Here is a 1,318-nt window from a genome sequence, read left to right on the forward strand (position 1 = left end):
GACACCCTGTCACTGACCTTCCAGACCCGTCTGAACATCTCCGCTGCCCAGAATGCCGCCCTGTCTGCTATCGCCGCGCTGATGTCGTCCATCGAACGTGGGTTATATGTCCAGTGGCGTAAGGGGCAATCACTGGCTTCCCTGAAAAACAAGACTATTGCCCGCTACCGGATTCCTGACCGGTACTTCAATGCAGCGAAAGCCAGCCTTGAGGGTAAGATTCGCTCAGTCATGTCCAACCTGGCAAACACTGAAGACAGTTACCAGCGTCGTATCAAGGTAAAGCATCAGCACATAAAGAAACAGACAAAAGCACTGAACAAAGAAGACAATCCTCAAAAACGTGCTCAACTGCGCTTTGGCCTGCACCAGTCTAAACGACGACTGTCAACCTTAAAGGTACGCCTGCTTGGTATAAAGCAGAGGTTGGAAAACAATGATCCGGCTATCTGCTTCGGCTCCAAAGTCCTGTTTAAAAAACAGTTCCACCTGGTGAAAAACGGCTATTCTGGCCATGGCGAATGGCAACAGGACTGGCAGGATGCCCGACAATTACAGTTTTTTATCGTGGGTAGTAAAGACGAGTCCCATGGCTGCCTGCTGTGTGCCCTGACTCAAGCCAAAGACGTCGCCGTGTCTGCTCGTTTGAGAGTACCGGATGCTCTGGTTGGTGAGCATGGACAATACCTTGAGTTAACCAATATTCACTTTGCCTATGGCGGCGACACGATCAATGCAGCACTTCAACACAACCACAACCAGCGACGGCAGACGTTGGGCTTGAAGGCAGGTCGGGCTCAGTTTGGTGACCTTTATAAACACTATGGTCAGGCACTGTCCTTTCGGTTTGCCCGCGATGAGAAGGGGTGGAGGTTGCTGGTGACAACGGCAGCGTTACGGGGGCACCCGTGTACCTGCCCGGAAGCTGGTGCGATGGGTCTTGATATCAATGCCGACCACCTGGCCCTGGCGTTGATTGACCGCCATGGTAACCCGCTGAATAAATGGACCATTCCCTGTCACACCTTTGGCAAAACCTCAGAGCAACGTCAGGCGGTGATGCCTGCAAACAAGTGGTTGAACTGGCAAAACAGGCTGGAGTACCGCTGGTGATGGAACACCTGTCATTCCGAAAAAAGAAAGACGAGCTGGAAAAGAGTCACTCAGCCCGTTATGCCCGGATGCTGTCCGGACTGACATACGACCAAATTCATAAGACACTGGTCAGTCTTGCTTACCGTGAAGGCGTCGGTCTGACCAGAATCAACCCGGCTTACACGTCGGTAATAGGCCGAACAAAATTCAGTGGCCAATATGG

General features: G+C 52.0%; 2 protein-coding genes. Both read left to right on the forward strand.

What is annotated here, in order from left to right; translation table 11 throughout:
* Positions 1-1,113 (forward strand): hypothetical protein (locus KDK14_RS15420; RefSeq protein WP_257266061.1); only part of this gene is annotated, 1,113 nt, incomplete at its 5' end.
* Positions 1,113-1,318 (forward strand): hypothetical protein (locus tag KDK14_RS15425; RefSeq protein WP_257266062.1); only part of this gene is annotated, 206 nt, incomplete at its 3' end. The genes KDK14_RS15420 and KDK14_RS15425, both read left to right, overlap by 1 nt.

Origin of the sequence: Endozoicomonas sp. ONNA2, assembly GCF_024606365.1 — a bacterium.
Taxonomy (GTDB): Bacteria; Pseudomonadota; Gammaproteobacteria; order Pseudomonadales; family Endozoicomonadaceae; genus Endozoicomonas.